This is a genomic window from Nocardia tengchongensis, from assembly GCF_054781395.1.
In genome coordinates this window covers 1-26,996 of the sequence record NZ_BAAGUM010000004.1, presented here as the reverse complement: position 1 = coordinate 26,996, position 26,996 = coordinate 1, and the positions used below count along the sequence as shown (strand labels likewise).

Annotated in this window: 27 protein-coding genes and 1 pseudogene; 12 read left to right on the top strand and 16 right to left on the bottom strand. The window is 67.2% G+C overall.

The genetic code is table 11. From position 1 onward, the window contains the following. Positions 1 to 13: 13 nt before the first annotated feature. Both meaB and ACYVKL_RS05295 read left to right on the top strand, forming a co-directional pair. Entirely contained in the window at positions 14 to 1,012 is a 999-nt protein-coding gene (gene meaB, locus ACYVKL_RS05300) for a methylmalonyl Co-A mutase-associated GTPase MeaB (protein ID WP_379174368.1), read from the top strand. A gap of 5 nt (positions 1,013 to 1,017) precedes the next feature. After that, the gene (locus tag ACYVKL_RS05295) at positions 1,018 to 1,515 is read left to right on the top strand and encodes a GNAT family N-acetyltransferase (RefSeq protein ID WP_379174364.1); all 498 of its coding nucleotides are present in this window, start codon (positions 1,018 to 1,020) and stop codon (positions 1,513 to 1,515) included. A 32-nt stretch (positions 1,516 to 1,547) separates the two neighbouring features. On the opposite strand, the gene ACYVKL_RS05290 is transcribed toward ACYVKL_RS05295, so the two are convergent. From ACYVKL_RS05290 to ACYVKL_RS05275, 4 genes are all read right to left on the bottom strand, one after another. After that, on the bottom strand, positions 1,548 to 2,684 hold the full coding sequence (locus ACYVKL_RS05290) for an NAD(P)/FAD-dependent oxidoreductase (protein ID WP_379174366.1): 1,137 nt from the start codon (positions 2,682 to 2,684) through the stop codon (positions 1,548 to 1,550). Positions 2,685 to 3,059: 375 nt separating this feature from the next. Further along, on the bottom strand, positions 3,060 to 4,532 hold the full coding sequence (locus ACYVKL_RS05285; RefSeq protein WP_460771218.1) for an HNH endonuclease signature motif containing protein: 1,473 nt from the start codon (positions 4,530 to 4,532) through the stop codon (positions 3,060 to 3,062). Between the two features lie 98 nt (positions 4,533 to 4,630). Next, positions 4,631 to 5,578 carry an alpha/beta hydrolase gene (locus ACYVKL_RS05280; protein ID WP_379166647.1) on the bottom strand — a complete coding sequence of 316 codons (948 nt, stop codon included), beginning with the start codon at positions 5,576 to 5,578 and terminating at the stop codon, positions 4,631 to 4,633. 174 nt (positions 5,579 to 5,752) lie between these two features. Then, positions 5,753 to 6,937, bottom strand: a complete 1,185-nt coding sequence (locus ACYVKL_RS05275; RefSeq protein ID WP_213555873.1) for an acyl-CoA dehydrogenase family protein — start codon at positions 6,935 to 6,937, stop codon at positions 5,753 to 5,755. A gap of 189 nt (positions 6,938 to 7,126) precedes the next feature. On the opposite strand from ACYVKL_RS05275, the gene ACYVKL_RS05270 reads away from it, so the two are divergent. Continuing rightward, positions 7,127 to 7,579, top strand: a complete 453-nt coding sequence (locus ACYVKL_RS05270) for a MarR family winged helix-turn-helix transcriptional regulator (protein WP_357200060.1) — start codon at positions 7,127 to 7,129, stop codon at positions 7,577 to 7,579. Continuing rightward, complete coding sequence (locus ACYVKL_RS05265) at positions 7,579 to 8,586, top strand: zinc-binding dehydrogenase (protein WP_379166644.1); 1,008 nt, start codon at positions 7,579 to 7,581, stop codon at positions 8,584 to 8,586. The genes ACYVKL_RS05270 and ACYVKL_RS05265 overlap by 1 nt, the downstream gene beginning before the upstream one ends. On the opposite strand, the gene ACYVKL_RS05260 is transcribed toward ACYVKL_RS05265, so the two are convergent. The 4 genes from ACYVKL_RS05260 to ACYVKL_RS05245 form a co-directional block, all read right to left on the bottom strand. Then, entirely contained in the window at positions 8,572 to 8,934 is a 363-nt protein-coding gene (locus ACYVKL_RS05260) for a DUF1304 domain-containing protein (RefSeq protein ID WP_379166642.1), read from the bottom strand. The genes ACYVKL_RS05265 and ACYVKL_RS05260 overlap by 15 nt on opposite strands. Positions 8,935 to 8,973: 39 nt before the next feature. Beyond that, positions 8,974 to 9,861 (bottom strand): amidohydrolase family protein, encoded by an 888-nt coding sequence (locus ACYVKL_RS05255; RefSeq protein WP_379166640.1) that lies wholly within the window; start codon positions 9,859 to 9,861, stop codon positions 8,974 to 8,976. After that, positions 9,858 to 10,889, bottom strand: coding sequence for a nucleoside hydrolase (locus ACYVKL_RS05250; RefSeq protein WP_379166734.1), 1,032 nt, complete (start codon positions 10,887 to 10,889; stop codon positions 9,858 to 9,860). The genes ACYVKL_RS05255 and ACYVKL_RS05250 overlap by 4 nt, the downstream gene beginning before the upstream one ends. Positions 10,890 to 10,983: 94 nt before the next feature. After that, complete coding sequence (locus tag ACYVKL_RS05245; protein ID WP_379166637.1) at positions 10,984 to 12,195, bottom strand: FAD-dependent monooxygenase; 1,212 nt, start codon at positions 12,193 to 12,195, stop codon at positions 10,984 to 10,986. A 103-nt stretch (positions 12,196 to 12,298) separates the two neighbouring features. Here ACYVKL_RS05245 and ACYVKL_RS05240 point away from each other — a divergent pair, with 103 nt between their 5' ends. Further along, entirely contained in the window at positions 12,299 to 12,871 is a 573-nt protein-coding gene (locus ACYVKL_RS05240; RefSeq protein ID WP_379166635.1) for a TetR/AcrR family transcriptional regulator, read from the top strand. 2 nt (positions 12,872 to 12,873) lie between these two features. Here ACYVKL_RS05240 and ACYVKL_RS05235 read toward each other — a convergent pair whose 3' ends face one another. Continuing rightward, complete coding sequence (locus ACYVKL_RS05235; RefSeq protein WP_379166633.1) at positions 12,874 to 14,454, bottom strand: MFS transporter; 1,581 nt, start codon at positions 14,452 to 14,454, stop codon at positions 12,874 to 12,876. Positions 14,455 to 14,610: 156 nt separating this feature from the next. Next, positions 14,611 to 15,981 carry a CoA transferase gene (locus ACYVKL_RS05230; RefSeq protein WP_379166631.1) on the bottom strand — a complete coding sequence of 457 codons (1,371 nt, stop codon included), beginning with the start codon at positions 15,979 to 15,981 and terminating at the stop codon, positions 14,611 to 14,613. 65 nt (positions 15,982 to 16,046) lie between these two features. On the opposite strand from ACYVKL_RS05230, the gene ACYVKL_RS05225 reads away from it, so the two are divergent. Beyond that, the gene (locus ACYVKL_RS05225) at positions 16,047 to 16,835 is read left to right on the top strand and encodes a thioesterase II family protein (RefSeq protein WP_379166629.1); all 789 of its coding nucleotides are present in this window, start codon (positions 16,047 to 16,049) and stop codon (positions 16,833 to 16,835) included. Between the two features lie 39 nt (positions 16,836 to 16,874). Here ACYVKL_RS05225 and ACYVKL_RS05220 read toward each other — a convergent pair whose 3' ends face one another. Continuing rightward, complete coding sequence (locus ACYVKL_RS05220; RefSeq protein WP_379166627.1) at positions 16,875 to 17,651, bottom strand: O-methyltransferase; 777 nt, start codon at positions 17,649 to 17,651, stop codon at positions 16,875 to 16,877. A gap of 239 nt (positions 17,652 to 17,890) precedes the next feature. On the opposite strand from ACYVKL_RS05220, the gene ACYVKL_RS05215 reads away from it, so the two are divergent. Genes ACYVKL_RS05215 through ACYVKL_RS05205 form a run of 3 tightly spaced genes read left to right on the top strand, consistent with a single transcriptional unit; the run spans position 17,891 to position 19,663 of the window. Beyond that, positions 17,891 to 18,094 (top strand): hypothetical protein, encoded by a 204-nt coding sequence (locus ACYVKL_RS05215; RefSeq protein ID WP_379166625.1) that lies wholly within the window; start codon positions 17,891 to 17,893, stop codon positions 18,092 to 18,094. Next, on the top strand, positions 18,087 to 18,914 hold the full coding sequence (locus ACYVKL_RS05210; RefSeq protein ID WP_379166622.1) for an ABC transporter ATP-binding protein: 828 nt from the start codon (positions 18,087 to 18,089) through the stop codon (positions 18,912 to 18,914). Before ACYVKL_RS05215 ends, ACYVKL_RS05210 begins: the two co-directional genes overlap by 8 nt. Next, positions 18,911 to 19,663: a hypothetical protein gene (locus tag ACYVKL_RS05205; RefSeq protein WP_379166621.1), complete on the top strand. Its 753-nt coding sequence runs from the start codon at positions 18,911 to 18,913 to the stop codon at positions 19,661 to 19,663. The genes ACYVKL_RS05210 and ACYVKL_RS05205 overlap by 4 nt, the downstream gene beginning before the upstream one ends. 201 nt (positions 19,664 to 19,864) lie before the next feature. Here the strand turns inward: ACYVKL_RS05205 and ACYVKL_RS05200 are convergent, their stop codons facing one another. Together ACYVKL_RS05200 and ACYVKL_RS05195 are read right to left on the bottom strand one after the other, a co-directional pair. Beyond that, complete coding sequence (locus ACYVKL_RS05200; protein ID WP_379166619.1) at positions 19,865 to 21,280, bottom strand: tyrosine-type recombinase/integrase; 1,416 nt, start codon at positions 21,278 to 21,280, stop codon at positions 19,865 to 19,867. A 358-nt stretch (positions 21,281 to 21,638) separates the two neighbouring features. After that, entirely contained in the window at positions 21,639 to 21,878 is a 240-nt protein-coding gene (locus ACYVKL_RS05195; RefSeq protein WP_379166618.1) for a helix-turn-helix domain-containing protein, read from the bottom strand. Between the two features lie 440 nt (positions 21,879 to 22,318). Here ACYVKL_RS05195 and ACYVKL_RS05190 point away from each other — a divergent pair, with 440 nt between their 5' ends. The 3 genes and pseudogenes from ACYVKL_RS05190 (at position 22,319) to ACYVKL_RS05180 (ending at position 22,692) form a co-directional block, all read left to right on the top strand. Further along, a complete protein-coding gene (locus ACYVKL_RS05190; RefSeq protein WP_379166616.1) occupies positions 22,319 to 22,456 on the top strand; it encodes a hypothetical protein in 138 nt (45 codons plus the stop codon). A gap of 3 nt (positions 22,457 to 22,459) precedes the next feature. Then, positions 22,460 to 22,528 (top strand): annotated as a pseudogene (locus tag ACYVKL_RS05185) (helix-turn-helix domain-containing protein); the annotation flags it as partial. A gap of 29 nt (positions 22,529 to 22,557) precedes the next feature. Then, positions 22,558 to 22,692, top strand: coding sequence for a hypothetical protein (locus ACYVKL_RS05180; RefSeq protein WP_379166740.1), 135 nt, complete (start codon positions 22,558 to 22,560; stop codon positions 22,690 to 22,692). Positions 22,693 to 23,008: 316 nt separating this feature from the next. On the opposite strand, the gene ACYVKL_RS05175 is transcribed toward ACYVKL_RS05180, so the two are convergent. The 3 genes from ACYVKL_RS05175 to ACYVKL_RS05165 all read right to left on the bottom strand — a co-directional run. Further along, a complete protein-coding gene (locus tag ACYVKL_RS05175) occupies positions 23,009 to 23,203 on the bottom strand; it encodes a hypothetical protein (RefSeq protein WP_379166613.1) in 195 nt (64 codons plus the stop codon). Positions 23,204 to 23,324: 121 nt separating this feature from the next. Next, entirely contained in the window at positions 23,325 to 24,347 is a 1,023-nt protein-coding gene (locus ACYVKL_RS05170; protein ID WP_379166611.1) for a hypothetical protein, read from the bottom strand. Between the two features lie 378 nt (positions 24,348 to 24,725). Then, positions 24,726 to 26,996 (bottom strand): beta strand repeat-containing protein (locus ACYVKL_RS05165; protein WP_460771207.1); only part of this gene is annotated, 2,271 nt, incomplete at its 5' end.

Sequence of the window (26,996 nt, the reverse complement as noted above, 5' to 3'; positions counted from 1 at the left end):
GCCCGCCACTCCGGTGGCGCGCCGGGTGATCGACGTCGATCAGCTGGCCGCGCAGGTGCGGGCGGGGGAGCGGGCCGGACTGGCCCGCGCCATCACCCTCGTCGAATCGACTCGCAGCGACCATCGGGCACTGGCACAACAGCTGCTGCTGAAGGTGTCACCCGATCCGGGCGTGGTGGTGTCGAACCGCGTGGGCATCACCGGTGTTCCGGGCGTCGGCAAGTCGACGTTCATCGACGCGCTCGGCATGTACCTGATCGGCCAGGGTCATCGGGTGGCGGTACTGGCCGTGGACCCTTCCTCGACTTTGACCGGCGGCTCGATCCTGGGCGACAAGACCCGCATGGAACGGCTGTCGGTGCAGCGTGACGCGTTCATCCGGCCGTCGCCGACCGCGGGAACGCTCGGCGGCGTGGCGAAGGCGACCCGCGAGACCATCGTGTTGCTGGAAGCCGCCGGATACGACGTCATCCTCGTGGAGACGGTCGGCGTCGGCCAGTCCGAGGTCACCGTCGCCAACATGGTCGACGCCTTCTGCTTCCTCACCCTGGCCCGCACCGGCGACCAGCTGCAAGGCATCAAGAAGGGCGTGCTCGAACTCGCCGATCTGGTGGCCGTGAACAAGGCCGACGGACGCTACGAGCTGGAAGCCAAGGCCGCGGCCCGCGAACTCCAAGGGGCGATGCGGCTCGTGCATCCGCGCGAGTCCCTGTGGCGTCCACCGGTTCTCACCATGTCGGGCCTCAACGGCACCGGCCTGGACACGTTCTGGGACACGGTCCTCACCCACCGCCGCGTGCTGACCGAGGCCGGGGAGTTCGCCGAGAAGCGTCGTCGCCAGCAGGTCGACTGGACCTGGACTATGGTTCACGACAGCCTGCTTCGCCGACTCTCGGACAACCCGAACGTGAAGGCCCTGCGCGCCACGGTGGAGCAACAGATCCACGACGGCACCATGACCCCGGCGCTGGCGGCCGAGGAGATTCTGCGGGCCTTCGACGAACGGACCTGAATGCCATGACCATCCTGATCCGCCCGGGCGCTGATTCCGACGCGGACGCGGTCGCCGCCCTACACACGGCCAGCTGGCGGACCGCGTACGTGGGGATCGTGCCCGCGGCGTATCTGGATGGGGCATTGGTCGACGACCACAAGACGATGTGGCACGACCGGCTCACCGCGGAGGACGCGCCCGGGACCCTGTTCGTCGCCGAATCCGGTTCGGAGCTGTGCGGATTCATCTACCTGGCGCTGCAGCCCGACGGCCGGGTGCTGATCGACAATCTGCATGTCAGCCCGACTCTCAAACGAGGCGGCATCGGGACGCTGCTGCTGCACCACGGCTTCGATTGGGCCGCTGCGGAGTTCCCGCAGCATCCCGTCTATCTGGAAGTGCTGGAAGCGAATACCGCGGCCATCGCCTTCTATGAGCGGTACGGCGGGCTCGCGAGCGCGCCTCGAACAGCCCACTTCCCTCAGGGCTTCGACGTTCAGGAGCTGGAAATCACCTGGTGACGGTGACCGTCGCCGCGCGCTGGTCGTTCGTCTCAGGACCCGAACCAGCGCCGCCGGCGTTCTGCTGCGAACTCCGCCTTCTCCCTGGCGAATTCGACGGACGGTCCGACGAACGGGGCCACCGGGGCCGGGCCGGACAGAAAGTCTGCTTCCACCTTGCCGACGAGGCCACCGCCGAACTCGATGTGGCATGTGCCTTGTCCCAGGTACCTGCCGTCGTGCGGGCTGTCGTGCAGGTGGGCGATGATGTCCGCTGCGACGGTCCGTGCCGCCGTCTCGGCGAAGACGCCGGCCCGAGGCACCGGGGCGTCCGCGCAGTCGCCCAGCGCGTAGACCCTCAGGTAGGGGGTCGCAAGGGTGGCGGCGTCGACGTGGATCCAGCCGTCTATCCCGTTCTCCGTCAGTCCGGAGGCCTGCACGACATCCGGGACTCGGTGACGGGGGATGCCCACGAACAGGTCATAGGGGAGGTCGCCGTCACGGGTCGACGCGGTGTGGGTGGCCGGGTTCAGAGCTCGTACCCGCTTCCCGGGCGTGTACTCGATGTCGCGGTCCGCGAGGGCGTCGACGATCGCGGTGTTGGCGCTGGGGGACACCGGGATAGGGGAGTCCATCGGGGTGATCATGTGCATCTGGGTCCGACTGCGCAGGTTACGTCGTACGAGTTCCTCGTGGAGCAGTAGCGCGCCTTCGTACGGGGCCGGTGGGCACTTGAACGGGACGCTGAGGATCGACAGCAGGATGGTGCCGCCGGTGAAGGCGTCTAGGCGTTCACGTAGGCGGTGGACGCCGTGGATCGAGTAGTACTCGTAACCGTCCTCGACGAAGCCTGGGGTGGCGTCGCAGTCGTAATCCGCACCCAGTGCGACGACGAGTGTGTCCGGTGTGTAGCTGCCTCGGTCGGTGGTGACCGTTCGGGCGGATGGGTCGATCGCGGTAACCGTTTCGCGTCGGAACTCGACGGACGGAAGGTTGAGTGTGTCGTATGGAGTTCGGACGTCATCCACCGTTTGGCCCCGGAACAATACGTCCATTTTCGCGAAGCCGAATATGAATCCGTCGCCGTGGTCGAGGAGTGTCACCCGGACTTCGTCGGGCACGGACCGGGATAGACAGGAGGCGAGTTCGAGCCCCCCGAATCCAGCACCCAGGATCAGCACGGTGTGCATTGTTCGAGTATGCGCCTGAAGGCTAAGAACCAAGAGACCAAAAGAAAAAGAAGACTAAAGACAAAGACGCCTGGATAAGGGAGAGGGTGGCCGAGCTTGCGAGGCCCCCTCACCTACCAGCCCCACTCACGGTTCGGCCGCGCAGCATCCCGGGGAAAACGAGGGGATGGGTTTGGGTTCTTTCTGTAGAAGGTGATCCGTGCAGTCCGTGGGCTGGGATCGGCGGATTCGGCTCCCGACCTGGCGTCAGCGCAGGTCCGGTAGGGCAGGCGAGGCGACCACGCTCTGTGTAGTTTTGCGGACGCGCTTGCGGCATGGGCATTCGTGGGGCACGCAGCCCGAAGGGCCCCACCTTGGGTGAGGCTCGGGCTCGTATTAGGGACGTGACCACCATTTGACCGGTGGACGCGTGCGATCACGCAGTCGCGCCAGTGACGCGGCCATCAGTTCGCCCGCGTGGTGACGGTCGTTGACTTGGGGCATACCGGTCGGATCGATGTGGCGTGGTGCTATCCACCCGGTCCGGCCCGCGTGTTCCGAATCCGCTGGCATGGCAACGGTTTTCCAACCACCCGGCCCGTCATGGATGAGCGCGTGGCAGGCGTCGCAGGCCAAGGTCAGGTTTTCGATGTCGGTGGCCCCACCCTTGGCCCACTCGGTCACATGATGCACCTGAGTGAGAGTGGCGGGAGCGCTGCAGCCGGGGCGGGTGCAGCCACGCTCGGTCGCGATCAACGCCAGCCGCTGCGCGGAGTTCGCCAGGCGCTTGGTGCGACCCAGGTGCAGGGGTCGTCCGGCGTGGTCGAAGATAGCCAGGAACGGCTTGGACTTCTGAGCCAGCTGCAACGCCTGCTCCAACGGCACCGTCCCACCCGAAGCGGTGGTGGCCACACCGGCAGCGGCTTCAACCTCGGCCAGCGACATGGTGATGATGGTCGACACGGGCAGCCCACGGTGCTGACCCAGGTTCGCGGGACCCATCTCGGGGCGCAGGAATGCCACCATGGCGTCGTGGTTACGCTGGGCTGCGGTGCGGGTGTCGCGACGCGCCGCCCGCTCCAAACCGGCGAGCGCTTCCTCATCGAGTCCGTCAGTCGTCCACGGGCTTTCCGCGTCATCAGGGTTGCACATGCCCGGCTGGGCCAGGCTGGCGAAGATCGGATCGAACAACGCCCGCGCAGCCGGCGTCAGCTCCGCGGTCATGGTCGACATGCCGTCCACACCCTGCTTGCTCAAGGTGAGCCCACGCCGCCGCTGCCGGTCACCGTCGTCGGTCAACCGTCCGTCGGGGTCGAGGTAACCCAGCAACCGGTCCCCGACCTTCGGCAGATCGTCCGGGCTGGGCTGGGCGGCGAAGCTGGCCAGCTGGAATTCGGCGAGCTCCCGCAACTCCGGGTCGACCTTGCCCGGCACCCGGTCCATGATCTTCGCGATCCGCCGCGCCGAATCCACCGACACCAACCCCATCGCCTGATAGGTCGCCGTCCACGGCAGCACCGGCTCCAACGCCTGCCCGGCTTCCTGCCGCAGCCCCAACACCTCCGCGGCACGCGCCCGCGCACAAGCTTCCCCGTGCCCGAGCCGCAAGGTCTGCGCGAGGAACTTCGCGGTCGTCTTCACCCCCGCCTTGTCGGGCAGGTTCCGGTTCTCGGCTTCGCGAACGAGCTTGTGCTCGAACGCCGCCATCTTCCGCCGCGCGACTTCCCAATCCCGCATCAATTCCACGACACCGTCATCGGAAATCGGATCGAGACTGTTGTTGAGCAGGATATCCACGGCATCGAACACCCGCTCGGCGGCAACAGCCACCGGGGTATCGAGCTCGAGAATCTCACCGCCCCAATTCATACACCAATTCTACCGCAACAACTCCCACCCCGCGGCCGAAATAAACTGCGGCAGAAGGATTTTCACTCCATTCCGCCGCAGTCAATTCGCTATTCTTCCTAAACTCCCAGCGCCCCCGCGATAAGCGGCCAAGAGTCATGCACGTCGTCCTCCCAATACGGCCACGCATGAGTCCCGTTGCGATAAGCCACCTCTGCGGGAATCCCCAACGACCCCAACCGACCGACCAGTGCGTCAGTGCAGTTCTTGACCACCGTCTCCATGATCCCGCCGACCGCCATCCGATCCGCCAGCACGCCCACATTCCCGGCCACAGTCGGATCGCCGAGGGTGTCGTGCACCCCCGGCGCGCCGTTCCCCGCCGAGATATACAGCGCCACCCCGCGCAGCCGCTCCGCGTTGATGACCGGGTCGTGCGCGTCCCATGCCGGATTGTCGTCCGTGCCCCACATATTGGTGGCATTCGCGTGGAACACGCCGAGCTCGGATCTCACGTAGTTGCGCGCGGCCGCGTCGGTGGTGCGCGGGCAGCCGCTGAAGGACCCGACGGCCTGGTACATGCCGGGCGCTTCGATCGCAAGGTTCAGCGCCGACGTAGCGGACATCGACGCGCCGGCGACGGCGTTGCGTCCGGTCATCTGGAAGCGGGATTCGAGCAGCGGCGGCAGTTCGTGAATCAGGAAGGTGGACCACTTGTTCCGGCCCAGCGTCGGATCGTCGGAGATCCAGTCGGTGTAGAAGCTGGCCCGGCCACCGATCGGGGTGATGACGTTGACCTGCTTGTCGGCGAAGAACTGCGCGACGTCGGTGCGGTTGCTCCACGGCCCGCCGGACTCGCCGCCGTCGACCGCGTTGAGCAGGTAGAGCGCGGGCGCGGGCTCGTCCGGGTGCGACACCCAGACCGGGATGGACCGGTTCATCGCCGCCGAATAGACGGTGACCTCGTATTGGCGGCCACCGAGCGGGCGCACGTCGAGGATGGCGGAATCCGGTCCGGGGTCGGCGGCTGCCAACATGGGCACCAGTGCGGCAAATGTGGCGATCATGGCAATGAGGGTGCGTGATAGCCGATGCATGACAGCGAGTATCCCGCTGGCAACGTCCAACTTCGGGCATCAGCGCGCGTGTTTATCGCCAGAATGTGCCCGCCGCGCAGACCGGGGACGAGCCCCGCGGTCCGACAGCCGCATCTTCTCAGCTATCGGACCGCGCGGGGACCATCAGATCATCATGCGCAGCGGTCCCTCGGGTTCGATGCCCATGGTGGTCAATGCGGTTGAGTGGTACAGCGACCCGGGCGTGTGGATGGCGTGCTGCAAGCCCACGTGCGCGTCGCGCCAGAAGCGCTGCATGACGTTGTGCCGCCGAGCAGCATTGCCGCCGGAACGCGCGAAGATCTGGTCGACCGCCTCCACTGCCCGCCACGCACAGCGAATCTGGTTGCGGCGCACGATCGAACGGTCCTCGAAGGAGATGGGCTTGCCCGCGTCGGCGAGGTCGTAGAGGCGGCTGATGCCGTCGAGCAGCTGGGTGCGCGAGGCGGCGATGTCGGCGGCGGCCTCGGAGATGGCCGACAGCACGATCGGGTCGTCCTTGATGAGGGTGCCCATGGCGGTGACGCGGTCGCGCTGGTAGTCGAGGTGGGCCGCGAGCGCACCCTCGGCGATCCCGATCACCGCGGCGGTGATGCCGAGCGGGAACATCGACCAGAACGGCAGCTTGTAGACGGTCTCGGTGCGGCCCGCGCGCTCGGCGGCCAGCTCACCGGCGGCGACGGCATCCATCTCGATGGTGCGGTACGCCGGAATGAAGGCCCCGTCGACGATGATGTCCTTGGACCCGGTGCCCTGCAGCCCGATGACGTCCCAGGAGTCGTCGACGATGGTGTAGTCCTTGCGCGGCAGCACCACGTGCATCACGGTCGGCGGCATCACCGGCGCGCCCGTGGCGTCACCGAGCAAGGCGCCCAGGAAGATCCACTCGCAGTGGTCGGTGCCGGAGGAGAAGCTCCAGCGGCCGCTCAGCTTGAAGCCGCCGTCGACGGCCGTCGCGACGCCCATGACGGCGTAGGGCGAGGCGATCCAGGTGTCGGGGTTCTCGCCCCACACCTCGTCCTGCAGGCGCCGGTCCATCAGCGCCATCTCCCACGGGTGCGCGCCGACGACGCCGGTCACCCAGCCGGTGGATCCGCAGTTCTTGGCTACCTCCATGACCGTTTCGGCGTAGTCGCGCGGGTGCGCGGCGTAGCCGCCGTATTCGGTCGGCAGCAGCATCCGCATCACGCCGGTCTGGCGGAGCAGTTTCACGCTCTCGTCGGAGAGCTTCCCCAGTCGTTCGGTCTCGTCGGCGGCCGCCGCGAACTGCCCAGACATTTCCTGGACCCGGCTCAGTACCTCGTGCGTCATTGCAACTCCCGCTGCATCGGCGTGCCCCCTTGTGGAACGCGTTCTAGTCAGAACTTAGTGCCACGAAGCCTGTGCGGGAAGGGATTTCGCGCCAGTAGGTACCGATCAGTCCGTTTGACTCCGGCGGTGTGATGGAGTAGACGGCGAGATAGATTGTGCACAATCTAATTGTTGGCTACCTTGTTGGACGTGACCGAAGAACAGGCGCTGGAGAACCAGCTGTGCTTCGCGCTGTACGCGGCGTCGCGGGCGATGACCGGCATGTACCGGTCCAAGCTCGACGCGCTCGGCATCACCTATCCGCAGTACCTGGTCCTGCTCGCGCTCTGGCAGCGGGACGGACGCACCGTCGGCGACCTGTGCTCGGCCCTCGAACTGGATTCGGGCACGCTCTCGCCACTGCTCAAGCGACTCGAATCGGCGGGTTTCGTGACCCGCGCTCGCTCGGCGTCCGACGAACGCCGGGTCGAGATCACCCTCACCGACCGCGGGCGCGAACTGCGCGCCGCGGCCTGCCACATCCCCGGGCGGTCCGAAGAGATCAGCGGCATGTCCACCGAGGAACTGGCCGACCTGCGGGAAACCCTGCGCCGGCTCACCGCGGCCCTGACCGCCCATACCCGATCGAAGGAGAACCTCTGATGAACGTGCCCATGCGTGCGGTGGTCATCGAACAGTTCGGCGAGCCGAAGGACGTGCTCACCGTCGCGGAACGGCCGGTACCCGAGCCCGGTCCGGGCGAGGTGCGCATCGCGACGACGCTGGCCCCGATCCACAACCACGACCTGGCCATCATTCGCGGCATCTACGGCTATCGGCCCGAGCTGCCCGCCGTCCCCGGCACCGAGGCCGTCGGCCGCATCGACGCCCTCGGAACCGGCGTCACCGGCCTGGAAGTCGGTCAGCGCGTGACGGTCTCGGGCGTGCAGGGCGCGTGGGCGGAGTACTTCGTCGCCAAGGCGGGCGGCGTGGTGCCGGTCCCGGATTCGGTGTCCGACGCGACCGCGAGCCAGCTGCTGGCCATGCCGCTCAGCGCGCTCATGCTGCTCGAGGACCTGAATGTCGAAGCCGGGCAATGGATCACGATCAACGCCGCCAACGGCGCGGTCGGCCGGCTGCTGAACCTGCTGGCCCGGGCCCGCGGCGTGCACGTCCTCAACCTGGTGCGCAGCGCCGCCGCCGCGAAGTCCTTGCGGGAACTGGGTTTCGAGCCGGTCCTCGACACCGAATCCGACGACTGGCAGCAGCGCGCCGCCGAGCTCACCGGCGGCGAGCCCATCGTGCGCGCCGTCGACCAGGTCAGCGGTCCCGCGGCCAACGATCTGCTCTCCCTGCTGGGCCCGCGCGGTGAACTGGTCACCTTCGGCGCCCTGTCGGGTCAGCCGATGCTGCTCAACCCCGGCCCGATCATCTTCAAACAGGCCGTGGTGAAGGGCTTCTGGGGCTCCAAGCGGGCCGAGGAGATCGGCGGCGAGGAACGCCGTCGTCTCATCACCGAGCTGGTCACCCTGGCCGCCCGGGGCGTGCTGGACCTGACCGTCGAGACCGCCTACCCGCTCGAGGAGGCCGCCGAGGCCGCCGCGGCCAGCGAACGCCCGGGCCGCAACGCCAAGATCGCGCTCAGCGCGTCGGCGCTATCCGGCCAGTAGTACCGCGGCCAGGGTGATCGCGCCCGGCACCGCCTGGGCGAACAGGATCCGCCGGCTGGCGGTGGCCGTCCCGTAGAGTCCGGCCACCACGACGCAGGCCGCGAAGAAGATCTTCGCGGCCTGCCCCACCGGGTCGGACGCGATCAGACCCCAGATCAAGCCCGCGGCCAGGAAGCCGTTGTAGAGGCCCTGATTCCCGGCCAGCACCTTGGTCTCCTCGGCGAACTCGGCCGTGGTGCCGAAGTTCGCCCGGACCCGGGGCGTGGTCCACAGGAACATCTCCATGACCAGGATGTAGACGTGCAACGCGGCGAGCAATCCGACGAGGATCTCCGCGACCAACCGCATGACCGGCCCGCCTTTCTGGGTGCAACCGTGGGTGAGGTGTCAACCGAGAGCGAAGACGCGTGCCGCGTTATCGTGACAGACCGCGCGCAGCCAGTCGTCGCCGAGGTCCAGACGCTCGAGCGCGAACAGGGCGTGACCGTACGGGTAGGGGATGTTCGGGAAGTCGCTGCCGAGCAGGATGCGGTCGCCGAGATCGCGCACCCGGGGCAGCTCCGCGACGGGGAACGGTTCGCCGGCCTCCGTGAAATCGGTGAAGTTCATCGTGGTGTCGAACAGCAGGCCGTCGTAGGTCTCGGCGAGATCGAGGAATTCGCTGTATTCGGGCATGCCCATGTGCGCGATGATCAGCCGTAGTCGCGGGAAGCGGCGCAGCAGTGCCTCGATGGGCCCGGGACCGGTGAATGCCCCTGCGGCGGGCCCGGATCCGCAGTGTGTCACCACCGGGACGCCCGCGTCCTGAACCAGGCCCCACACCTCGTCGAGCCGCGGATCGCCCGGGTCGTAGTCGCCGACCTGGATGTGCAGCTTGAAGATCCGGGTGCCGCTTTCGAGCGCGGCGCGCACGTACGCGGGCGCGCCCGGCTCCGGATAGAAGGTGGAGGTGTGCAGGCAGTCCGGCGTCCGCGCGGCGAAATCGGCGGACCAGCCGTTGAGCCACTCCGCCATGTCCGGTTTGTGTGGGTAGATCATCGAGGTGAACGCGCGAACCCCGAACCCGCGCAGCGTCTTCAGCCGCACCTGCTCCTCGTCGCGGTAGGTGATGGGCCACTCGCGATTGCCGACCAGCGGCCCGGCGGTGTCGAAGTAGCCCCACACCTTGCGCAGCACCTGCTCGGGCATGAAATGCGTATGGACGTCGACGATTCCGGGCAGCCCGAGGCGGTCGCGGAATCCGGTCACATAGTCGATGTCGTGCGTGTCGGTCACCGGCCCGCATCTCCTTCCTCGAACACTGTCAGCGCGTAGTCGCCGAGGCGTCCGATCAGCCGCTCGAAGAACTGCTCGGGACTGGTGGCCACCACGATGTCGGCATTCGGTTCACGCCCCCACATGCCCGCCCAGTCGGCCACGGTGGTGGCGCGGGTGAGGGTGCCGGTCAGCTCCACGTCGACCGTGGCGGGTTTGGTGACGGCCAGGTCCGGGTCCAGCGCCACGGCCGCCGCGAACGGATCGTGCATGTGCGCCAGATAGCCCTGGTCGTAGAGCTTGTGGAAGTCGAAGTAGAAGCGGACCGCGTCGGTCAGGAACCGCACCAGCGGATTGCTCGCCACCGAGCGGGCGTGCGGCGGATCGTCTTCGGTGACCAGCTCCACCGGCGTGCTGCCCGCCCGTTCGGCCAGCAACGCCAGGTGTGGCGGCTTCATCTCGATGGTCTCGGTGATGTCGAGGGCGCACACGATCGGGCGGCGGTCGGTCGGTGCGGCGGAGAAGGCGTCGAAGACCTCCTTGGCCGCCTCCGGATCCACGTGCACGTTCCACTCGTTGGTGGGGGTGGTGTTGCCGGGATGGTTGAACGCGCCGCCCATGATGACCAGTCGCCGGAGCAGCTGCGGCAGTTGCGGTTCCATGCGCAGGGCGAGAGCGAGATTGGTGAGCGGCCCGGTGCACAAACCGATGATCTCGCCGGGATGTTCGCGGGCCAGATCCACCCACATCTGCGCGGCCGACCGCTTCGAGACGGTCCGGGTGCTGGGCGGGAGTTCGGCATACCCCACGCCCTGCGGCCCGTGGGTGTCCTCGGTGGTGCGTAGCGGAATCGCCAGCGGCGCCAGCGCACCCTGCGCCACTTCCAGTTCCGGGGCCCGCACCAGATCCAGCAGCGCGAGATTGTTGGCGGCCACCTGTGGCGCGGGCACATTGCCCGCGGTAGAGGCGATTCCGACGATCTCGGCCTCGGGGGAGGCGAGTAGGTAGAGCAGGCCCAGGGCGTCATCGATGCCGGTGTCGTTGTCCATGAGGATCTTCTGCCGCACGGGTTCGAGGGTAGCGGGACGGATGCCGCCGAGCGTCGATGGCCCGTGGGGGAGCGTGGCCGCCGGCAGCCGGGTGTCAGTAGGTGGGCAGGACATAGTCGGCGGTGCCCGGGGCGAACAGCTTCTTGGTCAGCGGCAGCATGGCCTTGGAGGTCATCAGCCGCCAGTTGACCCGGGCCATCGCAGCGCCGAACCGTGTGGTGGGCAGCATCATCTTGATGCCGCCGCCGGGCAGCTCCTTGGCCTTGTCCAGGAACGGGGTGACGAGTTCCTGGTAGCGGGCCTGCGCGCCGCCGAGATCGCCCGGGGTGGCGGCGATTTCACCGGCGAGCAGGTACGCCCCGACGATGGCCATGGCGGTGCCCATGCCGGTGAGCGGGGAGCCGCAGTATCCGGCGTCGCCGAGCAGCGTGACCCGTCCCGCGGACAGTTGCGGGACGTCGATGCGGGCGAGCTGGTCGAAGTAGAAGTCGTCGCTGCCGACCATGGCGTCGAGGATGAGCGGGGCCTTCCAGCCCGCGCCGTCGAGCATCTCGCGGATGCGGGCCTGCTGTGCGGCGGGGTCGCGCCGCAGGGCCGGGTCGTAGTCCTGGCGCAGCGTGATGATCGCCTTGGACGTGGCCGGGTCGCGGTCGGGGCGAATTGCGAAGGAGGCGCTGGGAATCGAGCATCCGGTCAGCCAGCCGTCTTCGGTGTCGGCGGGGGTGGGCATGGTGAAGAACGCCATGTAGCCGCCGAGGTGGGTGACGAACTGCTCGTCGGGTCCGAAGACCAGGCGGCGGGTGGCCGAGTGCACGCCGTCGGCGGCGATGACCAGGTCGTAGCGTTCGGTGCGGCCGGAGGCGAAGGTGACCTCGGCGCCGGTGGCGTCCTGGGTGAGGTGTTCGATCCAGTCGCCGTAGCGGTAGTCGAGCGGGCCGTTCACCTCGGCGATGAGGTCCAGCAGCACCTGGTTGAGGTCGCCGCGGGCGATCTCGATCTCGGCGGCCGGTCCCTCGCCGTCGAACATGTCGACGTCGATGCGGGCGTAGGTCTTGCCCTCCTCGGTGACGTAGGCCCAGCCCTGTTCGTGCACCCGCAGCTTGCCGATGCCGGGCAGCAGGCCCATGCGCTCGGCGGCCTCCTTGCTGGCGGTGCGCAGGTCGACGGCTTGGCCGCCGGGTCGGGGAGTGGTGGCGCGCTCGACGACGGTGGTGGCGATGCCCGCGCGAAGCAGTTGCAGGGCAACGGCATTGCCGGCGATGCCGCCGCCGATGACCAGGATCTTGGGGGTGGAGGTGGTGTTCATCGGAACTCCCGAAACTCGTTGAAAGTCTGTCTAAGACATATGTCTAACAGACTTTGATACGGGTGTCTAGAACGAATGTCTAAGACGCTGCTAGGGTGGGGTCATGGGAAATCGAGAAGACCTGCTGATGGGCGCGCGCAAGGCCGTCCTGGAACGGGGCCTCGCCAAGGTGACCGCGCGCGACATCGCCGCCGCCGCGGGAGTCAGCCTGGCCGCCATCGGCTACCACTTCGGCTCCAAAGACCAGTTGGTCACCGAGGCCATCACCATGGGCATCGGCACCGAACTCGGTGACGGCATGGAGGCGGCCATCCGCGATGCGGGGGAGGGTCACACACTGTGGGAGTCGTTGGCGGCGACCTGGAACGGGTTCGTCGACGTCATCCAGAGCAACCACGACGGACTGCTGCTGAGCACCGAGAACGGCTTGCAGATCGCCCGCGATCCGGCACAACAGGTATTCATGGCCGAGGCCAGTGCGACGGCGCATCGTGACATCGCCGAGATCATCGCCTCCGCTCACCCGAACCTGAGCCCGGAACAGGCCGCCGCGGTCGCGAAACTGCTGTTCGTGCTGTTCCAGGGAATGGCCATTCAGATGTTGATCGCGCCGGGCGCGGACTGGCTCGACGGCGATTCGCTCGTGACGGCGGTCGCGGCCATGCGGGACAAGTGAGGTCAGCCCGGCGGCACGTTCCGTAGTCGGGTCACGGCGATGACGGCCAGCAGCAGTGCGGCCCCCGCCGCGATGGCCGCGGTCAAGTGCATGCCGGTCAGAAACGCGTGCTTGGCCGCGTCCGCGACCGTGCTGCCCATCTTTCCCGGCACGGACCGGGCGACTTCCAGTGCGGCGCCCAGTGTGTCGCGAGCCGCGCGGGCATCGGGTTCCGGCAGCCCATAGGGCAGTCCGACGGCGAGCTGACTGCGGTAGATGGCGATGCTGATGCTGCCCAGAATGGAAATGCCCAGCGCACCGCCGAATTCCGCCCCCGTCTCCGACAGCCCGGAGGCCGCGCCCGCCTGCTCCGGCGGCGCGGTGCCGACGATGAGTTCGGTGGTGACCCCGAAAACCGGCGCCAGACCGAAGGACACCAGCAGTGACGCCGCGATGGTGAGCTCGACGCCGCCGGTCGCGGTGATCCGGGTGAGCAGCAGCAGTCCGACCGCGGCCATGGCCATGCCCGCGCCGATCATGTAGGCGGGCCGCACCACCTTCATGATCCGCGGCCCCAGCTGCGAGCCGACCATGAATCCCAGGCCCGCCGGGATGGTGGCGATCCCCGCGCGCAGTGGCGACATACCCAGCACCAGCTGGAAGTACTGGCCCACGAACAGCGCGTAGCCGAAGGCCACGAAGATCGCGACCATATTGATGGTCAGGGCGGTCCGGAAGCTGCCCAGCCGGAACAGGCGCAGATCCAGCATCGGATCGGCCGTATTGAGTTGCCGCCGAACGAAGACCACGCCGATCGCGACACCCACGCTCAGCGCGGTGAGCGCGGCCGGGCCGGGTCCGTCCTGCGCGGCCTTCTTCATGCCGAACACCACCAGCAGCACCGCCGCCGTGCACAGCGCCGCGCTGAGCGGATCGAGCCGTCCCGCGTCCGGATCCCGGAATTCGGGCAGCACTCTGGGTGCGAGCACGATCAGCAGCAGCATCACCGGCACCGCTAGCAGGAACACCGAACCCCACCAGAAGTGTTCGAGCATCAGCCCGCCGGCCAGCGGGCCGATGGATCCACCCACCGAGTACGACCCCACCCAGACCCCGACCGCGACCGACCGCTGTCCTGGATCACGAAACATGGTGAAGATCAACGAGAGTGTGGAGGGCGCCAGGGTGGCCCCGGCGACGCCCAGCAGCGCCCGGCAGCCGATCAGCACCGGCGCCGACGGCGCGAAGGCCGCGATCACCGAGATCGCCGCGAAGGCCGCCGCGCCGATTATCAGCAACCGCCGCCGTCCGATCCGATCGCCGATGGTGCCCATGGTGAGCAGCAACCCGGCGACCAGAAAGCCGTAGACGTCGATGATCCACAACAATTGGGAACTGGTGGGCCGCAACACCTCGCTGATCTGCGGCACCGCCAGGTGCAGGACCGTGAGGTCCATCGAGTAGACCAGGCACGCGAGGGCGAGCACCGCCAGTCCGGCCCATTCCCGTCTCCCTACCGAGGTAGCGCCGACGTCGCCGCCGGCGGTGAGCAAGGGAGCAGGTGTGTCCACGATGACGTCCTCCATCCGAATGTCGACACACACGTCGACAATTTTGATGTCGGTTTCAGGGTCTCATTTATTAACGCTGTACGGGGGATAAGTGCGGCGTGTTGAAAACGCTGCATTGCAAGGCAATTCGGCTAATTTTCGGATGTGCTTGCGGGTGTACGTGCAGCAGCTTGTATACATTCTCCGAAGTTACGAACCGTCCGGTCGGGCTTTCCACTCGGCAGGGCTCGAACCGTACGCCGGCGCAGGCCAGGGATGGTCGGGATACTCGCTCAATGCCGGGGCCGCGGTGGTCACCGTGCCGTGCGTGACGGCGTAGCGCGCATCGGGGGCCTGCGCAGATCCGTGATCCGGCGTCCGGCCCGGCGCGGTGATCAGCCAGGATGCCGTGCGTGCCAGAGCGACCCGGACATCGCGTCCGCGACCGTCGGCGCGGCGCGCGCCCAGCGCGTCCAGGACACCCGCCGCGAGCAAGTAGCCGCTCGCGTGGTCCAGGGCCTGGGCGGGCAGCGTGCCCATGACTGGTTCGGCCCGCGAATTATCCCGTGTGCCTTCGATCAGAGAAATTCCGGATGCGGCCTGCACGATGCTGTCGAAACCGCGACGTTCTCCCCACGGCCCGTGTTCGCCCCATGCCGAAACTCGGCCGTGCACAATTCCGGGACGAATATCGCCGGGCCGCAGTCCGAGTCGTTCCAAGCTGCCCGGTCGGTAACCCGAGATGATTATGTCTGCATTGCTGATCAATTCGCGAAAAACTGGAAGCTCAGTGCGCAAATCGACTACAGTGGAATACTTCCCCTGACATGTGTCCAGGAACTGCCAGCCGATCTCCGGCAACCCCGGCGGGTCGATCCGCAACACCTCGGCTCCCAGCAGGGCCAATGCCCGTGTCGCCACCGGACCGGCGATCACCCGGGTCAGATCCAGCACCCGGACCCCGCGCAATGGCAGCAAACGCGTTGCGGCGGTAGGGGAGTCGACACCGCCCGCGTCACCGCGCGCCTCGATCGCCACCAAGGGGCCCGAGGCGGCGGCCTTGCCCTGCGGGCTGTCCGACCATTCCTGCTCCGACCGCACCCGGAACGCGATCGCCGCGCCCTCGGCGGCGCGCTGTTCGATGTCGGCGGCCGTCAGTGTCGCCACCCGCTCGACGAACTCCGCGCGCCCGGTCCCGTCGGGCAGTTCAAGTGCCGCCAGCAGGCGTGCGCGGTGGTGCGGATAGTTGGCGTGCGTGCGCACCCAGCCGTCCACCGTCCGGAAGAAGCCTGACAGCTCCGCGAACATCTCCGGCTGCTGCCCGTCGATCCGCAACACGCGGTCGCTCGAGAATGCCGCCGCGACCCGGCCGGGATCGACGACACCGCGCACCGGTGCCACCCCGCACGTGGCACGCCACCGGTCGGCAGCACCCGCGAAGGTCGCGACCGCACCGCCCGACAATGCCCAGACCGGCAGTGTCGCAGCCAGATTCGCGCCCGGATCGAGTTTCGGCAACGGGGTGCCGGTGACCCCGATTCCGGTCTCGTAATCGCGGACCAGTGCGTCATAGGAAGCCACGAGCCGACTCTAACGCCGGCACCGCGGTCGAGCCCGCCCGCACATCTCGGGGCATACTCGACCGGATGAGCGCCCATCGACTGGCCGGGACCGCCTGGCTGCGTGAGCTGAAGTCCGATCCCGCACCCGCGACCGTGCTGGTGTGCTTCCCGCCCGGCGGTGGCTCCGTCACCGCCTACCGGGTCCTCGCCCAGCGCTTCGGGCAGGGCACCGCGGTATTCGGCGTGCAGTACCCGGGACGGCAGGACCGCATCGGCGACACCCCGGTCCCCGTACTCACCGAACTCGCCGAACGTGCCGCCACCGACCTACTGGCGTGGCCGAAAGACGTGCCGCTGGCCATCTTCGGACACAGCATGGGCGCGACCGTCGCCTACGAGGCCGCCCGGCGGGTCGAGGCGGGCGGCCGCGAGGTGGCACACCTGTTCGTGTCCGGCCGTCCCGCACCGGCCTTCGAGGTGACCGACCACATCCACGAAGGACCCGACGAGGACCTCATCGCCGAACTCGAACGGCTGTCCAATGATCCGGCGTCGGTGCGCATCCTGCGCGACGAGCCGGGCCTGGCCGAACTGGTGCTCCCGGCGGTGCGCACCGACTACCGCGCGGTCGAGACCTACCGCCACCAGCCCGGCGCACCGCTGCGCGCGCCGATCACCGCCCTGGTGAGCGACGCCGATCCGACCACCACCACCGAGCAGGCCGGGCACTGGCGCGACTACACCGCCACCGGATTCGATCTCGCCACCTTCAGCGGCGGTCACTTCTACCTCGACCTGCCCGAAAATGTCCCGGCAGTAGGCGATGTGATCACCCGCGCGCTGGCGGCGGCGGTGCAGGGCCGCTCGAACTGAGACAGCGGGCCGAGCGCCCCCGGCCCGATCGGGGGCGTCTCAGCCGAGGTATTCCGACTCGAGTACCCGGTCCTTGAGGAAGGACTGGTACTCGATGTGGGTGTCGTGTTCCACGGTGCGCCAGGACTTGCCCTCGGCCTCACGCATGTAGCTCAGATAGTCCGGCGCGCCCGGGATGCGCATGTTGTCGGCGACCACGATGGTGCCCGGGTGCAGCCAGCCCGCGTCCAGGATGTGCTTCAGGTCGGCCAGGTACGCGGACTTGTCGTGATCGACGAAGACGAAATCGACCGTGCCCTCGGTGATCCCGTGCTCCTCGGCGAGCAGCCGGAGCGTCTCGCCGCCGTCGCCGATGGTGCCCACCACGACCGTCACCCGATCGGCCAGCCCGGCGTGGGCGATGATGTCACGCGCCACCTCGGCGTTCGCGGCACTGAACTCCACCGACACCAGCCGCGCGCCCTCGGGCATGGTGCGCCCCGTGCGCACCGCGCTGTAGCCGATATAGGTGCCCAGCTCGAGCAGCAGCGTCGGATCCGCCTTGCGCACGGCGGCATCGAGCAGCAGACCCTTCTCGTCGCCCACGTTCACCAGATTGCTGCGGGTGCGGGCGAAGGTGTCGATGGCGGCCATGACGCTCTCGGGATTGCCCTGTTCGGCGGTGGCGAGCACATGGTCGCGCACCGCGGTCTCGCGGCCGTCACCGAATTGACCGGTGCGCGTGAAGTTCCCGAGACCCCGCACGGTGCTGATCGCCGTGCGCACCGGATACACCACCCGCTGCCGGAGCGCCGCTCCGATCGATGAGCCAGCCATCACAACCCCTTCGTTCACACACTGATAACCAGCGCGATTATGCACGCCCCGAAGCGTTTTCGCTTCGGGCGGCCGGGTCGTGGGGCATGACCACGGTGTGCGGCGAGCGCCGTGCGCGGCCCGATTCGAGGCCGTTGGCCAGGCATGAGCCGCTGTTCCGGTCGACGTCGGCCTGGCTCCGGCGATGCCGGCCTCGGATCTGGTAAAAATGGCGGGGTCACTCGGGGAGAGGAACCACGGTGTCCCAGATTCCGGTAGCCGCACTCGTGCCGCTGATCGTGATCGCGATCGGATTCGTCGGCTTCTGCTGGTACGACCTGTCCCGCTCGCGCGTGCGGTACCTGCCGAAATGGGCCTGGGCGATCATCTGCCTGATCAGCATTCCGATCGGCGGAATCATCTACCTGGTGGTGGGCCGCGACAGCGCAACGGCCCGTGGCTGAACCGTCGCTCGAGGTCACCGAAGTTTCGGTGCGCTTCGGAGACTTCCAGGCACTGGACGGCGTCGACTGGACCGTCGACGGTCCCGGCGTCATCGGACTGATCGGGCTCAACGGGGCCGGCAAGACCACCCTCATCCGCAGCGTGCTCGGCCTGCAAAAGGTCAGCGCGGGCGCGGTGCGCGTGCCGATCGGGCTCGGCGCGCTCGGATACTGCCCGGACACACCGGGTTTCGAACCGTGGCTGACCGCGCGGGAAGTGCTCGCCCAATCCCGAGCCATCGGCGCGGCCCGCGACACCGGCGCCTGGTCCGCCGACGCGGCGCTCGCGGCCGTGGATCTGGAACGGCACGCCCACCGGCGAGCGGGCGGATTCTCCCGAGGGATGTTGCAGCGGTTGGGGATCGCCGCGGCCCTGGTTCGCGAACCGGAGGTCCTCATCCTCGACGAACCCACCAGCGCTCTCGATCCGGAAGGCCGCGCGGCCGTCCTGGCGCTCATGCGCGACCTCGGGAAGCGGATGACCGTCGTGTTCTCCAGCCACCTGCTCGCCGATGTCGAGGATCTGGCCGACAGGCTGCTGGTCCTGCATCGCGGCCTGGTCGTCTTCACAGGGGAGACGGAGGAGTTCCTGCAGCAGCACACGGCCCCACCGACATTACGCATCGCGCTACGTGGCGGCAGCGTCATCGAGGCTGAGCACGCGCAGTGGGCGACCGCCCTTTCAGACGCGGCCACGCGTAGCGCCGAACTCGACGACATCCGGATCACGCGGCCCACCCTGACCGACGCGTTCTTCGCCGCGATAGGGGAGAAGCCATGAACGGCACCGTCCTCCGGGTGGAGTGGTTCCGCTGGGTGCGGACCCGGCGACTGGTGGCGCTGGCCGCGGCCTTCGTGCTCTTCGGCTGCGTGTCACTGTTCGGGGCGAAGTATCTGCCCGACCTGATCGGGAACTCGGCCGACATCAAACTGCTGCGGGTGCCGGACTGGCGGGACGGGTTGCAGCAGTACATCAAGAACACCGGACTGCTCGTCGCGGCGGTGGCCATGATCCTGGCGGCGCAGGCGTGCGCGATCCGCGACACGGACCCGGTGGGGATTTTCTACCTCAGCCGTGAGGTGTCCCCGGTCCGGCTGTACTTGCCACGGATCATGGTCGCCGCCGGCGTGATCGCGGCGGCCGCGGCGATCGGGGCCGCAGTCGCGCTGTACGAGTGCTGGGCGTTGTTCGGGTCCTATCCGATGGCCCCGGCGTTGGGTTCGCTTGCGGTGCAGGCCGTTGCCATCGTGCTGTTCGCGATGTTCACGGCGGCGCTGGCGGCCCGGCTCGGGTCGGCGGGCATGGCGGCCGCGATCACCGCCGGGCTGTACGTGCTCTGCCTGCTGCTGTCGACTGTCCCCAGGATCCAGCCGTATCTGCCCACCACCGCCCTGCAACCGGCCATCGACGCCGCGGGCTGGTCCGGGGTCGAGGCTGCGAAATCGTTACTGGCCCTGGTGATCGCGACCGGGCTGGCGCTCGCCGCCGCATTGACGACGCCGATCCGCGCAATCAAGACCCCGGCGTGACGGCCCGCCGCCGAGACAGCAGATACAGACCTACCCAGGACACGACGACACAGATCACCACGAGCACCCGCACCTCGGTCAGCGCACTGCGCGGGTAGAGCACGCCGGTGATGTAGTGATCGATGACCTTGTTCCAGTCGATCTCGCCTGGTCGGAAGTGACTTTCGGCTTCTGAGGGAGGGCTCTGTGGCTCCGGCTTGCCTAGAGCTTGCCAAACGGCCGTGCTCTGGGTCCACCTTCTGGTCCGAAGAGAGCGGCTCCGGCCGCCTCCAAATCGCGAGGATGGACGTCGGAGTAGATGCTCAACGACATGGCTGGATCGTGGCCGTGCCACGCTGCGACGATGTGTACCGGGATACCCGAGGCGAGCATCAGGGACACCGACGTGTTCCGCAGCCCCTTCAACGGGATTCGGCGCAGTCCGGCGCGCTTGCGAATTCGCTGAAACTCGGCGGAGTACCAGTCGGGCCGCACCGGGTGCCCGTTCTCGTGCACCGCGATCAGCCGATCGTCGGACCAGGATGCACCCATTGCCAGGCACTCCGCCTTCTGCCGGGTCTTCAACGCGCGCAGCGCGGCCTCTAGATCTGCGGGCGGCGGAAGATCGCGACGGCTCCGGCGAGACTTGGGCAAGTTCTCCTCGGTCTCTCTGCCGATGGCGACTCGCCCCCGGCGCACCCGCAACGCAGTGGCATCGAACCGGTGCCACCGCACACCCAGCACTTCCGAGCGGCGCATCCCGTAACACGACATCAGCCAGCACGCGGCCAGGCGCTCGCCGGCGATCGCGGCTCGGAAGACTTCGACCTCGCCTATGGTCCAAGACTTCGCGTTCGTTTCGTCGTCATCGTTGTCGGTGATGTCGTCAAGTGGCCGGTCCACCAGCGCAATGACGTTGCGCGGCAGGGCACCCTGATCGACATAGGACTGAACCATCATGCTGAAGATGGTCAGCGTCGACCTGACCGTGACCGGCTTGACGCCCCGATGCGCCGCGGTGGTGACCGGCGGAGGTGCCAGGACATAGACAGCCCGTCGAGGGCGGGTCACCCGGCCCGCCCGGACGAGGCCGGCTAGGCAGTGATGTACGTCCCTGCCGAACTCGGCCTTGAGTTCCGCGGTCGAGATGCCATTCGGGTGGCGTGCGATCACCGCTGCGACCTGTGACACCAGGCTGTCGGGCCGAGGTTGCCTGGGGGAGCGCCTTCCCTCGGTCAGCATCCACTCCACGAGGGCGTCCCCGTCCTTCTTGGTGAGTTGCGCCAGCTTCTTACTGCCGAGTCGGCGGCGTACGGCCTTCAGGTCTTGGCGGCAACGCTCCAGTGAGTTCCGCCGGATCCTACGACGATCGGCCAGCCACTGGTCGCACGCTTCGTCGACGGTGATGTCCACGAGCTTGGCGTAGGTTCCGCGTGCGACTTCTGTTGTGATCCGACGATATTCGCGCCGTGCCTCGGCCAGGGTCCGATAGGTGGACTGCTGTCGGTTGCGAGTACCATCAGGCTTTGTTCCGATGTCGACCTGGAACCGATAGGTCACCGTGCCGTTCTTCGCGATGTGCTTGTTGATCGGCTCGGCCCGGCGTTTCCTTCTGGTCGGCCGTTGTGTGCCGGGCATACTGGGCCTCCTCTGTGCGGGCGGATTGCGGGGATAGATCGGCGGTGTCGACTCAGGCTGGCGACCATGCGACGACCATCCGGAATCGGCGAACTGCGGTTGGCTGCAAGCATTTCGGAGCCCGAAGGCATCGACGACGCGTAGAAGGGGTAGTAGTGTGAGTGCACCGAACACGCAAGGTCGCGTGCGGTTGTTTCGCCTCGCAGTCCGTCCGTGAGGACAGATATGAGTACGCGGGACTATCGTTCGACCGAGCGGAAGTGAGACCCTCCCGTTATCGAGACGCGGGATCTGCACTGCGTGGTGAACGAGCGCGGCGGCGGATGGTGGAATGCTGCGTCGGCCAGTCAAGGAAGCCTTACCGTGTGCCGATGTCCGGTTCGTCCTCGAAACGTAGTGCCACGCGAATCCATCTGGACGGAATGCGCACTCGGTGGCCGACCCGAATCGCGGGTAGCTCACCCGATTTGACCGCGGCATAGACGGTGGAACGCCCGATCCCGAGGAGTCTGGCCGCGTCAGGTATCGATATCGTCGGCTCGCCCAGCAGACGTCGCAACGCTTCTCTCACACCCGTGTCGGTGGTATCGCGTTGCATACGAGGTTGTTTGGACATAATAGCCTCCTGACAGGCTTGTTGCCGGTCAGTCCCTCGCGACCTTCAGGATACCGTCCGGTTCCTCGGTGGCGTATGACCTGCTGCGCTGCCGATGGGAAAGGTTGTCGCTCGGCAGAATTCGCGAAGCCACCCTGCGTTGCCACGCGGCGATCACATCATGCCCGTTCGCGACACCGGCCCCATGTAGTTCACCCGGCGCCCTTCACCCTTCTCAACGGAGTCGCAGCACCGAGTCAGGGCGCTCACGAGTTCGAACTGGTTCGAATCAGCAGCGCGACAGGGAGAATCGGCCGGCTTCCCGGGCGGTTACAGCTGCCTTTCGGCAACTAGTGCCGTGTCCGGAAAGGTTGAGGCGGTAATCGGGGTGGCGGGTTGATCGTGGCGCTCGGGCCGGTGATGCTGCCGGTGGAGGTGGTTTCGTGGCTCGTAAGCCAGGTGTGTTCGTCCGGCCGGTGACCCCGGAGGAAGGCCGGAAATTGCAGCAGATCACCCGCACCAGCAAGCAACCGGTGCGGGTGCGGCGCGCGATCGTGGTCCTGACCTCGGCGCAGGGCTAGCCAGTGGCGTTGATCTGCCGGTTGCTGCGGGTGTCGGAAAGCTATGTGCGCCAAGTGATCCACGATTTCAACGAGAAAGGGTTCCCGGCGCTGGACCCAAAATGGAACGGGGGCAGGCCGGCGAAGATCGGCGCTGGCAGGCCCTCGACCCCCACAACACGGTCCTGCGCACCGGGCCGTGGAGGACCGTGGACGAAGCCCTGACCGGGCTACTGACCTACCACCTCGACCGCTGATCGACCAGCCCAGAACGAGCAGGAGAACTACCTCGATGAGCAAGAAGACCACCAAATAGCGCCGCCGATCTGGCCGACGAGCTGGCCGTGATCGGGCAGGAACTTCGGCAGGCTGCCGCCGATGAGGTCCGCGCCGAGCCCACCCACGAAATCCAGCAGCGCTTCCTCGGCCGCCCCGGCATGGGCCGCGGCATCTACGCCAGACGACTGCCTGCTGCTGGAAGGGGTTAGTGGCGCAACCGACCGGAATCAGGCTCTAACGCAATGATGCCCTGGGCGTAAACCCAGGGCATCACGAGATCGGTTGCGGCTGTTGCTATTTCTTGCCGGATCCGCTGCCACCATTGGCGTTGGTCGCGCCTGCGGACTGGGCTCGGCTAGCGAACCCTGTTGCGGCTGTGCGGCTGACCGGGTTGCGGGCGCCGGCGCTCTGGATCGCGGAGGCCCTGCTGGCGCTCATCTTGCCGCCGCCGGCGTGGCTACCGCCGCTCTTGCCGCTGGACTTCGACATCGCACTACCTCCTACTGTTACTCGCCCTCCAAGATTAGAATCTCACCGTCCAGGCCACCAGAGAAGCGGCTCAGTGCGGTGACCTGGCGAATTGGCATCGATGGAGTGGTGAGTCGCGTATTCAGCGGTCGAGGGTTCCCGTTATGCTCCGACCATCTGTGAGCTGTGTCCGGATTTGCATGCCGAGGGCGGCCTCGAGCAATGTCGCGAAACCGAAGTACAGGTAGCTCAAGCCGGCGATCGACGCGATGCACGCGTACGAGTAGTACGCCGAGAGCGTCGGATCCTTGGTCAGGTCGACCAGGGCCTGGCGTTGTTTGCCGAAATGGATTGTGCCGCCGTAGTTGTAGGTGGCGATCAACTCGTCGGGGCGAACTCCATGGAAGCTCACCGGGTTGTCCTGGGACGCGTTGGAGACTTTGCGGCTGACCAATGTGCTGAGGGTCTGATTCATCAGCTCGGCACGGGCACGCGCCCACTGTGTGACAACCTCGTGTGCCGCGGCCTGGCTTTCCTCTGGCAGGCGCTTGATTGCTTGGAACAGACGGCCTTTGACCTTGTCGAAGGACGCCTCTTCCTGACCGGAGTGCAGCTGGCGAAAGGCGACAGCGGTGCCAGCGAAGGTCTCCTTGGTCGGAAGTTGCGCCTCCACCTTCCAGTCAGCGCCGTCGAGGGACACCAGCAACCCGTGGTCGTCGTTGATCACCGAATAGCCGGCCAGCTCGCGGCAAGTTCGGATGAAGTACTCCATCGATTCGCGGTCCTCGGCCACAAGAGGGAGAACCGGAAAATCGGCGGGATCCAGCAGAGCGAACATGTAGGTCAACTTCTCCCAGTGATGGCTGATCGCCCGACCCCCGTCGGTCGCGAACTCGGTCAGCGGTGCAGGGAAGGCGAGCGGCACAGGATGGATCGTGTCCTCCAGCGGCGTGAACTGGACATCGACGACGCCTTCGGACCAATCCGGTGCGACGTCGGTGCACCGCAGGCCAAGCGCCATCCCTTCCCACTCGAAGGTCATGATGTCGCCCCGACGAGGAATAGCTACCTTCCCCTGTGGCGGGGTCTGGCTCGGCTTCGATCGAGTGCCCCTGCGCTCGGCAGCCGCCATCGCCCTGCGCTGCTTGCGATTCGGTTCATCCATTGAACTGAACTCCCTGGTCTCGTGGAGTATCGCCTCGTACATGGTCCGCTGTGAACATCCGCTGTGCCAGTGATTTGCCAAGCAGCGATCGCGGGCGGTCTGCCGGGCAAAGCGGTTACCTGAGAAGCTGCATTGCCGTCGAACCCAAGGGTGGGCGCGATCGACGCTGATCCGCCGACATACACGCAGTTCGGGAACGAGGATCAGCGCGGCAATAGTGCCACGGGGCACCGACACGGTGGAATTTCGCGTGTATCGCGGCAGATGTCGGCTGTCTCCAGCGCCGCAGGTGCTGATGGGTAGCGAAGGCCTATTTATCGCGACGCGGCTGGACCGTCGGTGGGCCATGGCCCACCGACGGTCCAGCCGCACTCGCTCTCAGATGTAGGTGAAGGCGATGCCGTTGCTGGTACCACCCCCGGTCGTGGCGGTGATCTGTACTGTTCCGGCTGCCTCTGCCGGGGCGACAGCGGTGATCTGGATTGCGGAATCAACCGTGAACGAGGTCGCCGGTGTCCCACCGAAACTCACGGCCGTGGTACCGGTCAGGTCCGTCCCGGCGAGCACGACCGTCGTCCCGCCGGTGATCGGTCCTACGTTCGGCACCGACGTGATCAGGGTAGGAACCGCGACATAGGTGAAGGAGACACCGTCGACCGTTCCTCCTGCGGTGGTGACGGTGACGAGCACGGTCCCCGCCGATTCGGCAGGGGTCACTGCCGTGATCTGGGTGGCGGAGTCGACCGTGAACGAGGTCGCCGGTGTCCCACCGAAACTCACCGCCGTCGCGCCGGTCAGGTTCGTCCCGGTGAGCACGACGGTGGTTCCGCCCGTCACCGAACCGAGGTTCGGCACCACCGTGGTCAGCGTGGGTACCGCGATGTAGGTGTAGGCGACACCGTTGCTGGTTCCGCCGGCGGTGGTGGCGGTGACCAGCACGGTTCCCGCCGTCTCGGGTGGGACAACTGCGGTGATCTGAGTCGCGGAGTCGACAGCGAACGAGGCCGGCACACCTCCGAAACTGACCCCGGTGGCTCCTGCCAGGCCCGTTCCGGTCAGGGTGACGGTGGATCCGCCGGTCACCGGCCCGACGTTGGGCACCACCGTCGTCAGTGTCGGCACTGCTGCGTAGGTGAAGGAGACACCGTCGACCGTTCCTCCTGCGGTGGTGACGGTGACGAGCACGGTCCCCGCCGATTCGGCAGGGGTCACTGCCGTGATCTGGGTGGCGGAGTCGACCGTGAACGAGGTCGCCGGTGTCCCACCGAAATCCACTGCGGTGGCGCCGGTGAGGGCGGTGCCGGTGAGCACGACGGTCGTCCCACCTGCGACCGGCCCTGAACTGGGAACGATGGCGGTCAGGGCTGGCACGGCGATATAGGTGTAGGAGACGCCGTTGCTCGTACCGCCCGCGGTGGTGACGGTCACCAGGACCGTCCCGGCTGCCTCCGCCGGGGCGACCACGGTGATCTGGGTAGCGGAATCGACCGTGAACGAAGTCGCCGGTGTCCCACCGAAACTCACCGCCGTCGCACCGGTCAGAGCGGTACCGGTCAGCACGACCGTCGTCCCGCCCGCCACCGGTCCCACGGTCGGCACCACCGTGGTCAACGTGGGTACCGCGACATAGGTGTAGGAGACGCCGTTGCTCGTACCGCCGACGGTGGTGACGGTAACCTGCACCGTCCCGGCCGAACCCGCGGGCGCGACGGCGGTGATCTGGGTGGCGGAGTTGACGGTGAACGAGGTCGCCGGTGTGCCACCGAAACTCACCGCCGTCGCACCGGTCAGAGCGGTACCGGTGAGCACGACCGTGGTTCCGCCTGCCACCGAACCGGTATTCGGCACCACCGTGGTCAATGTGGGTACCGCGACGTAGGTGTAGGCGACACCGTTGCTGGTTCCGCCGACGGTGGTGACGGTGACCTGCACCGTCCCGACCGCGTGGGCGGGGGCGGCCGCGGTGATCTGGGTAGCGGAATCAACGGTGAACGAAGTCGCTGGTGTCCCACCGAAACTCACCGCCGTCGCACCGGTCAGGTTCGTCCCGGTCAGCACGACGGTGGTTCCGCCGGCCACCGGTCCCGCGGTCGGCACCACCGTGGTCAACGTGGGTACCGCGACGTAGGTGTAGGCGACACCGTTGCTGGTTCCGCCGACGGTGGTGACGGTGACCTGCACCGTCCCCGCCGCGTGGGCGGGGGCGACCGCGGTGATCTGGGTAGCGGAATCAACGGTGAACGAAGTCGCTGGTGTGCCACCGAAACTCACCGAGGTGGCGCCGGTCAGAGCGGTGCCGGTGAGCACAACCGTGGTTCCGCCCGTCACCGAACCGGCACTCGGCACCACCGTGGTCAGCGTGGGTACCGCGACGTAGGTGTAGGCGACACCGTTACTGGTACCGCCCGCGGTCGTGACCGTCACCTGCACCGTCCCGACCGAACCCGCGGGGGCGACTGCGGTGATCTGGGTGGCGGAATCAACGGTGAACGAAGTCGCTGGTGTGCCACCGAAACTCACCGCCGTCGCGCCGGTCAGAGCGGTGCCGGTGAGCACAACCGTGGTTCCGCCCGTCACCGAACCGGCACTCGGCACCACCGTGGTCAACGTGGGTACCGCGACGTAGGTGTAGGCGACACCGTTGCTGGT

What these genes read in the sequence shown, in the direction of transcription:
- ACYVKL_RS05170 (WP_379166611.1), bottom strand. Translation starts at nt 24,347, where the DNA reads ATGGATGAACCGAATCGCAAGCAGCGCAGGGCGATGGCGGCTGCCGAG.
- ACYVKL_RS05200 (WP_379166619.1), bottom strand. Translation starts at nt 21,280, where the DNA reads ATGCCCGGCACACAACGGCCGACCAGAAGGAAACGCCGGGCCGAGCCG.
- ACYVKL_RS05245 (WP_379166637.1), bottom strand. Translation starts at nt 12,195, where the DNA reads ATGAACACCACCTCCACCCCCAAGATCCTGGTCATCGGCGGCGGCATC.
- ACYVKL_RS05220 (WP_379166627.1), bottom strand. Translation starts at nt 17,651, where the DNA reads ATGGCTGGCTCATCGATCGGAGCGGCGCTCCGGCAGCGGGTGGTGTAT.
- ACYVKL_RS05180 (WP_379166740.1), top strand. Translation starts at nt 22,558, where the DNA reads ATGGAACGGGGGCAGGCCGGCGAAGATCGGCGCTGGCAGGCCCTCGAC.
- ACYVKL_RS05195 (WP_379166618.1), bottom strand. Translation starts at nt 21,878, where the DNA reads ATGCAACGCGATACCACCGACACGGGTGTGAGAGAAGCGTTGCGACGT.
- ACYVKL_RS05175 (WP_379166613.1), bottom strand. Translation starts at nt 23,203, where the DNA reads ATGTCGAAGTCCAGCGGCAAGAGCGGCGGTAGCCACGCCGGCGGCGGC.
- ACYVKL_RS05250 (WP_379166734.1), bottom strand. Translation starts at nt 10,889, where the DNA reads ATGGACAACGACACCGGCATCGATGACGCCCTGGGCCTGCTCTACCTA.
- ACYVKL_RS05205 (WP_379166621.1), top strand. Translation starts at nt 18,911, where the DNA reads ATGAACGGCACCGTCCTCCGGGTGGAGTGGTTCCGCTGGGTGCGGACC.
- ACYVKL_RS05260 (WP_379166642.1), bottom strand. Translation starts at nt 8,934, where the DNA reads ATGCGGTTGGTCGCGGAGATCCTCGTCGGATTGCTCGCCGCGTTGCAC.
- ACYVKL_RS05240 (WP_379166635.1), top strand. Translation starts at nt 12,299, where the DNA reads ATGGGAAATCGAGAAGACCTGCTGATGGGCGCGCGCAAGGCCGTCCTG.
- ACYVKL_RS05275 (WP_213555873.1), bottom strand. Translation starts at nt 6,937, where the DNA reads ATGACGCACGAGGTACTGAGCCGGGTCCAGGAAATGTCTGGGCAGTTC.
- ACYVKL_RS05280 (WP_379166647.1), bottom strand. Translation starts at nt 5,578, where the DNA reads ATGATCGCCACATTTGCCGCACTGGTGCCCATGTTGGCAGCCGCCGAC.
- ACYVKL_RS05225 (WP_379166629.1), top strand. Translation starts at nt 16,047, where the DNA reads ATGAGCGCCCATCGACTGGCCGGGACCGCCTGGCTGCGTGAGCTGAAG.
- ACYVKL_RS05285 (WP_460771218.1), bottom strand. Translation starts at nt 4,532, where the DNA reads ATGAATTGGGGCGGTGAGATTCTCGAGCTCGATACCCCGGTGGCTGTT.
- ACYVKL_RS05295 (WP_379174364.1), top strand. Translation starts at nt 1,018, where the DNA reads ATGACCATCCTGATCCGCCCGGGCGCTGATTCCGACGCGGACGCGGTC.
- ACYVKL_RS05265 (WP_379166644.1), top strand. Translation starts at nt 7,579, where the DNA reads ATGAACGTGCCCATGCGTGCGGTGGTCATCGAACAGTTCGGCGAGCCG.
- ACYVKL_RS05290 (WP_379174366.1), bottom strand. Translation starts at nt 2,684, where the DNA reads ATGCACACCGTGCTGATCCTGGGTGCTGGATTCGGGGGGCTCGAACTC.